The organism is Pseudomonas sp. Ant30-3 (assembly GCF_000690905.1).
In the GTDB taxonomy this organism is placed as follows: Bacteria; Pseudomonadota; Gammaproteobacteria; order Pseudomonadales; family Pseudomonadaceae; genus Aquipseudomonas.
This window is the reverse complement of sequence record NZ_JMCL01000106.1, coordinates 20,576-27,170: the sequence shown is the minus strand read 5'-3', so window position 1 is coordinate 27,170 and position 6,595 is coordinate 20,576. Positions and strand designations below refer to the sequence as shown.

Here is a 6,595-nt window from a genome sequence, read left to right as displayed (position 1 = left end):
GGCGAGGGAGCTTGCTCCCGCTGGACTGCGAAGCAGGCCTGAACCGGCTTCGGCGATCCAACAGTCGAACCGAGCCAGCCGATTTGCGTCTGCTGCGCAGCCGAACGGGAGCAAGCTCCCTCGCCACAGTGAAAATACTTCGCGGGCACCATGTGGCCGTTTGCCGCACTTTTGCCTGCCAGCCCCCGCGCTTGGTTATACTCCCTGCGATCCGCCTGCAGCGCTCATCAGGAGAGCTCATGCTCGCCCCCGTTCAAATCACTTCCGCGACTCGTCAGAACCTCTGGCGCCTGACCTTTATCCGCACGTTGGTCCTGGCCGCGCAGGCCGGTTCGGTGGGTCTGGCTTACTGGCTCGACTTGCTGCCGCTGCCCTGGTTTCAACTGGCTGCCACCCTCGGCTGCTCGATGTTGCTGTGTGCGTTCACGGCGATTCGCCTGCGCACCAGCTGGCCGGTTACCGAACTTGAATACGCCGTGCAACTGGCCTGTGACCTTTTTATCCACAGCGCCTTGCTGTATTTCTCCGGCGGTTCGACCAATCCGTTCGTCTCTTATTACCTGGTACCGCTGACGATCGCTGCGGTGACGCTGCCGTGGCGTTATTCGGTGATCCTCTCGGGCATCGCGCTGACAATGTACACCTTGCTGCTGGCGCGCTTCTACCCGCTGCAGACTTTCCCGATCGCTCGGGAGAACCTGCAGGTCTACGGGATGTGGCTGAGTTTCGCGCTGGCTGCCGCTGTCATCACTTTCTTTGCCGCACGCATGGCGGAAGAGCTGCGCCGGCAGGAAGAACTGCGCGCCGTTCGTCGTGAAGAGGGCCTGCGCGATCAGCAATTGCTCGCCGTCGCCACCCAGGCTGCAGGCGCCGCCCATGAGTTGGGCACGCCGCTGGCGACCATGAGCGTGCTGCTCAAAGAGATGCGTCAGGACCATCACGACCCCTTGCTGCAAGACGACCTCAGCGTGCTGCAGGATCAGGTCAAACTGTGCAAGGAAACCCTGCAGCAGTTGGTGCGCGCCGCCGAGGCAAATCGTCGTTTGGCCGTGGAAATGCAGGACGTCACCGACTGGCTCGACGAAGCGCTGAACCGCTGGCACCTGATGCGTCCGGAGGCCAGCTATCGCTTCCAGCGTCTCGGTCAGGGCGCTGTGCCGCGCATGGCGCCGCCGCCGGACCTGACACAGGCGCTGTTGAATCTGCTGAACAACGCCGCCGACGCCTGCCCCGACGGGCTGCAGGTGACGCTGGACTGGAATGCCGAAGACTTGACCATCAGCATTCGCGACCACGGCGCTGGCGTGCCGCTGGCCATTGCCGAACAGATCGGCAAACCGTTTTTTACCACCAAGGGCAAAGGTTTCGGCCTGGGCCTGTTTTTGAGCAAAGCCAGCGTGACACGCGCTGGTGGCTCAGTGAAACTCTACAGTCATGAGGAAGGCGGCACGCTCACCGAGCTGCGCCTGCCCCGTGTCGCCCGAGGAGATGAACATGAGTGACGAGATCCAAGTCGAAGGTGAAGAACTGCCGCATTTGCTGCTGGTAGATGACGACGCCACGTTCACCCGCGTGATGGCACGCGCCATGGCTCGCCGTGGTTTTCGCGTGAGCACGGCCGGTTCCGCCGAAGAAGGCCTGACCATCGCCCAGGTCGACATCCCGGATTACGCTGCCCTCGACCTGAAAATGGACGGCGATTCGGGCCTGGTGCTGTTGCCGAAACTGCTCGAACTCGACCCGGAAATGCGCGTAGTGATCCTCACCGGTTATTCGAGCATTGCCACCGCCGTCGAGGCGATCAAGCGTGGTGCCTGCAATTATCTGTGCAAGCCGGCGGATGCCGATGACGTATTGGCCGCACTGCTTTCCGAGCATGCCGACCTCGACACGCTGGTGCCGGAAAACCCCATGTCGGTGGACCGCCTGCAGTGGGAACACATCCAGCGCGTCTTGACCGAACACGAAGGCAATATTTCCGCCACCGCCCGCGCCCTGGGCATGCATCGCCGTACCCTGCAGCGCAAACTGCAGAAGCGCCCGGTCCGTCGCTGAACCTGCGCTGAACGAATGCTGGTCACGCCTCGCGACAATCCGAACCGATCATCTATGATCGGTTCGTGTGCGATTCCTTTCTTATCGAGCCTTCACCATGAATCAGAACGCTGAGTATTCCGCGGTCAACGATCGCGTGCGCGGGGATTTTTTTCGCAAGGTCTGGGCAATGATCACGCCTTACTGGCGCAGCGAAGAGAAGGCCAAGGCCTGGACGTTACTGATTGCCGTAATCGCGTTGTCGCTGTTCAGCGTGGCCATTTCGGTGTGGGTCAACAGCTGGTACAAGGATTTTTACAACGCGCTTCAGAAAAAGGACGAGGCAGCGTTCTGGCAGTTGATCCTGTATTTCTGCGGCATCGCCACGGTGGCGATTCTGGGCGCGGTATATCGGCTCTACCTGACCCAGATGCTGACCATTCGCTGGCGCGCCTGGCTGACCGAAAAGCATTTCACCCGCTGGCTCAGCCACAAGAATTATTATCAGCTGGAGCAGGGCGGTTACACCGATAACCCGGACCAGCGAATTTCCGAAGACATTAACAAATTCACCGCCAATACCTTGGGCCTTGGCCTTGGGTTGATCCAGAACATCGTTAGCCTGGTGTCGTTCTCGATAATACTTTGGGGCGTGTCCGGCAGCATCGAAGTGTTCGGCTACACCATTCCCGGCTACATGTTCTGGTGTGCGTTGGTGTACGCCGCCGTCGGCAGCTGGCTGACGCATCTGATCGGGCGTCGCCTGATCGGCCTCAGCAACAATCAACAACGCTTCGAGGCGGACCTGCGTTTCTCCATGGTGCGCGTTCGCGAGAACGCCGAAAGCATCGCGCTGTACAACGGCGAGCCGAACGAAAACCGTCGTTTGAGCGATCGCTTTAGCCTGGTCTGGCATAATTTCTGGGACATCATGCGCGTCTCCAAGCGTCTGACTTTCTTTACTTCCGGCTACGGCCAGATCGCAATCATCTTCCCTTTCATTGTTGCCGCGCCGCGCTACTTCACCGGCAAGATCGAGCTGGGCGAACTCATGCAGATCAACTCGGCTTTCGGCAACGTCCAGGAGAACTTCAGCTGGTTTATCAGCGCGTATCAAGTCCTCGCCGAATGGCGCGCTACCTGTGATCGCTTGCTGAGTTTCCGACAGGCGATGACTGACAATGAAGAGCGGGCACCGGCTATTGATGTGCAGCATGCCGGTACTACGTTGCAGGTTCAGAACCTGGGGCTTGATCTGGCCGATGGTCGCCATCTGCTGACCGATGCAGACATGACGGTGGAGGAGGGCGACCGGGTAATGGTCAGCGGTCGTTCCGGCAGCGGCAAATCGACCTTGCTGCGTGCGATGGGTCATTTGTGGCCGGCGGGCCACGGCAGCATTCGTCTGCCAGCGGCGCGGTATCTGTTCCTGCCGCAAAAACCTTATCTGCCAATTGGCACGTTGCGCGAAGCGTTAAGTTATCCACAGGCTGGCGATACTTACCCGGACGAGCGTTACGCCCACGTTCTGGAAACCTGCCGTTTGCCGCATCTGTTGTCCCGTCTCGATGAAGCCAATCACTGGCAACGCATGTTGTCGCCCGGTGAGCAACAGCGTCTGGCCTTCGCCCGAGCGTTGCTGTTTGCTCCGCAGTGGCTGTATATGGACGAAGCCACTTCGGCGATGGATGAAGAGGATGAGGCAAGCTTGTATCAAGCGTTGATCGATGAAATACCGGGGCTGAGCATTGTCAGTGTCGGCCATCGAAGCAGTTTGAAACGATTCCATCCGCGGCACGTGCGAATCGAGAACGGGCATTTGGTGGACCAGGCTGTGATCGCGTAAACACAGAAGTCCCAGTCGGGCAGATATCTGTGGTGAGGGGATTTATCCCCGTTGGATGGCGTAGCCATCCCGAAGCCAGCAGCCACAGTGCAGCAGTTAAGCCGAGTGTGCAGGTATTGCGACGGCTGCGCCGCCTGACGGGGATAAATCCCCTCACCACAACCGCCGAACGGGATAAATCCCCTCGCCACAATGGGCTCCAACTGTGTAGTGGTGATCGTACAACCGTGTTGAGCTATGATGCGTTCTCAGCCGAATCCTCGAGACCGACGTTCACCATGGAAAACCCGATCGACGTGCCACGCCTCCCTCGCAAGCGCCGCAGCCTCGCACAGGAATTGGTGACGGTGCTGTCCGAGCAGATTCGCGACGGCCAACTCAAGCGTGGCGACAAATTGCCTACCGAGTCGGCGATCATGGATGCCCATGGCGTCAGCCGCACCGTGGTGCGCGAAGCGATTTCCCGACTGCAGGCGGCCGGACAGGTGGAAACCCGTCACGGCATCGGCACCTTCGTGCTGGATACGCCGAGCCCGAGTGGTTTCCGTATCGACCCGGCCACGGTGGTCACCCTGCGTGACGTGCTGGCAATTCTGGAACTGCGCATCAGCCTTGAAGTGGAATCCGCCGGGCTCGCCGCGCAACGCCGCAGCCCCGAGCAGTTGGCTCTGATGCGCGCGGCGCTGGATGCGTTGAACGAAAGCGCGGCGCACGCCAGCGATGCCGTGGCTTCGGACTTCCAGTTTCACCTGCAGATTGCCCTGTCCACCGGCAACCGCTACTTCACCGACATCATGACTCACCTGGGCACCAGCATTATTCCGCGCACGCGCCTCAACTCTGCGCGCCTGGCCCACGACGACCAGCAACACTACATGGGTCGCCTGAGCCGTGAGCACGAAGAAATCTACGACGCCATTGCCCGCCAGGACTCCGATGCCGCCCGCGCGGCAATGCGCCTGCACCTGACCAACAGCCGGGAACGTCTGCGCCATGCGCATGAAGAGGCTGAAGCGCAGCGGGGCTAAATGTGTGCGAGAGATCGTTGCCGCGCAATGCGTGAAAACGATCACATCGCATTAGCTTCGATCAGGCTCTGATATGCAGCAGCACAGGCTGGGAGTACGGTTCGAGGCTCGACTCGTCGGCGAATTTGTAACGCAACTCGATTTCCATATTCCGGTAATCCTCCAGCACGGCTTTCGGGATTTTCAGCTCGATGCCTGTGAGTTTTACCGCGTCATCAATCCTGTCGTTCCAGTACCCCGCCGGTTCCTCGACACCCGTCCAGTCGGGTTCGTCCGGATCCATTCCGAGGATCGGGTACACATCCCAGTTAGGTGCGATGCGCTCGTGATCCGGCACCTCAACGATCAGGTAGTCCTCCAGCATCGACAGGCTGATCACAGCTGACAGGTCGATCTCGTCGACGGTGAATTCAGTGAGGGTTGGTGACAGAAAGTCCATGTTCGATACGCTCCGTGCGAAGTGCTCCACGATCCATTCGTGGCAGGCGCTCGACTTTACCGGGCGATTTCAGCGCGTGCAGCAATGGAGTTTGACCAAGCGTTTCTGACGCCCATGGCGGCTGCCAGATCCAGAATGCGCGGCCAAAAAACCACGATGAGCGGCGCAAATTTCACCCACAACGATGAAATGCAGTTGACGGTTGTTTTTTAAGTTGTACGATGACCTACAACTTCAGCGCAGGCTGACGGTTTATCCACACACAAACAACAACGTAGCTACTCAGGGTGTTCGAATAATGAATCCACAAGAACTGAAGTCCATCCTCTCTTCCGGTCTGCTGTCTTTCCCGGTTACCGATTTCGATGCTCAGGGCGATTTCCATCGCGCTGGCTACATCAAGCGTCTCGAATGGCTGGCCCCATACGGCGCCTCGGCACTGTTCGCCGCAGGCGGCACCGGTGAGTTTTTCTCCCTGGCGGCCAGCGAATATTCTGAAATCATCAAGACTGCCGTCGACACTTGCGAAACCAGCGTGCCTATTCTGGCCGGCGTCGGCGGTTCGACCCGCCAGGCCATCGAATACGCACAGGAAGCCGAGCGTCTGGGCGCCAAAGGCCTGTTGCTGCTGCCGCATTACCTGACTGAAGCCAGCCAGGACGGCGTTGCCGCTCATGTTGAAGCCGTGTGCAAATCGGTAAAAATCGGTGTGGTGGTTTACAACCGTAACGTCTGCCGCCTGACCGCTCCGCTGCTGGAACGCCTGGCCGAGCGCTGCCCGAACCTGATCGGCTACAAGGACGGTCTGGGCGATATCGAATTGATGGTGTCGATCCGTCGTCGCCTCGGCGATCGCTTCAGCTACCTGGGTGGCTTGCCGACCGCTGAAGTCTACGCCGCTGCCTACAAGGCACTGGGCGTGCCGGTCTACTCCTCGGCGGTGTTCAACTTCATCCCGAAAACCGCGATGGATTTCTACCACGCCATTGCCCGCGAAGATCACGCCACCGTCGGCAAGATCATCGATGACTTCTTCCTGCCTTACCTGGACATCCGTAACCGCAAGTCGGGCTACGCGGTGAGCATCGTCAAGGCCGGGGCAAAAATCGCCGGCTATGACGCGGGTCCTGTGCGTGCACCGCTGACCGATCTGACTGGCGAAGAGTATGAAATGCTCGCCGCGCTGATCGACAAGCAAGGCGCGCAGTAATCCGGTTAAACAAGGCCGCTGAGCAATCAGCGGCCTTT

General features: G+C 59.5%; 6 protein-coding genes. 5 read left to right on the top strand and 1 reads right to left on the bottom strand.

Annotated elements, in window-relative coordinates; translation table 11 throughout:
- Positions 1-239: 239 nt before the first annotated feature.
- The 4 genes from DU29_RS0123590 to DU29_RS0123575 all read left to right on the top strand — a co-directional run bounded on the left by DU29_RS0123590 (position 240) and on the right by DU29_RS0123575 (position 4,908).
- Positions 240-1,502 carry an ATP-binding protein gene (locus DU29_RS0123590; protein ID WP_028623929.1) on the top strand — a complete coding sequence of 421 codons (1,263 nt, stop codon included), beginning with the start codon at positions 240-242 and terminating at the stop codon, positions 1,500-1,502.
- A complete protein-coding gene (locus tag DU29_RS0123585) occupies positions 1,495-2,055 on the top strand; it encodes a response regulator transcription factor (RefSeq protein ID WP_028623928.1) in 561 nt (186 codons plus the stop codon). Before DU29_RS0123590 ends, DU29_RS0123585 begins: the two co-directional genes overlap by 8 nt.
- Positions 2,056-2,152: 97 nt before the next feature.
- The gene (locus DU29_RS0123580; RefSeq protein WP_028623927.1) at positions 2,153-3,880 is read left to right on the top strand and encodes an ABC transporter ATP-binding protein/permease; all 1,728 of its coding nucleotides are present in this window, start codon (positions 2,153-2,155) and stop codon (positions 3,878-3,880) included.
- Positions 3,881-4,158: 278 nt separating this feature from the next.
- A complete protein-coding gene (locus DU29_RS0123575; protein ID WP_028623926.1) occupies positions 4,159-4,908 on the top strand; it encodes a FadR/GntR family transcriptional regulator in 750 nt (249 codons plus the stop codon).
- A 61-nt stretch (positions 4,909-4,969) separates the two neighbouring features.
- Here DU29_RS0123575 and DU29_RS0123570 read toward each other — a convergent pair whose 3' ends face one another.
- Positions 4,970-5,347 carry a hypothetical protein gene (locus DU29_RS0123570; RefSeq protein ID WP_028623925.1) on the bottom strand — a complete coding sequence of 126 codons (378 nt, stop codon included), beginning with the start codon at positions 5,345-5,347 and terminating at the stop codon, positions 4,970-4,972.
- A gap of 298 nt (positions 5,348-5,645) precedes the next feature.
- On the opposite strand from DU29_RS0123570, the gene kdgD reads away from it, so the two are divergent.
- A complete protein-coding gene (kdgD, locus tag DU29_RS0123560; protein WP_028623924.1) occupies positions 5,646-6,557 on the top strand; it encodes a 5-dehydro-4-deoxyglucarate dehydratase in 912 nt (303 codons plus the stop codon).
- Positions 6,558-6,595: the final 38 nt, after the last annotated feature.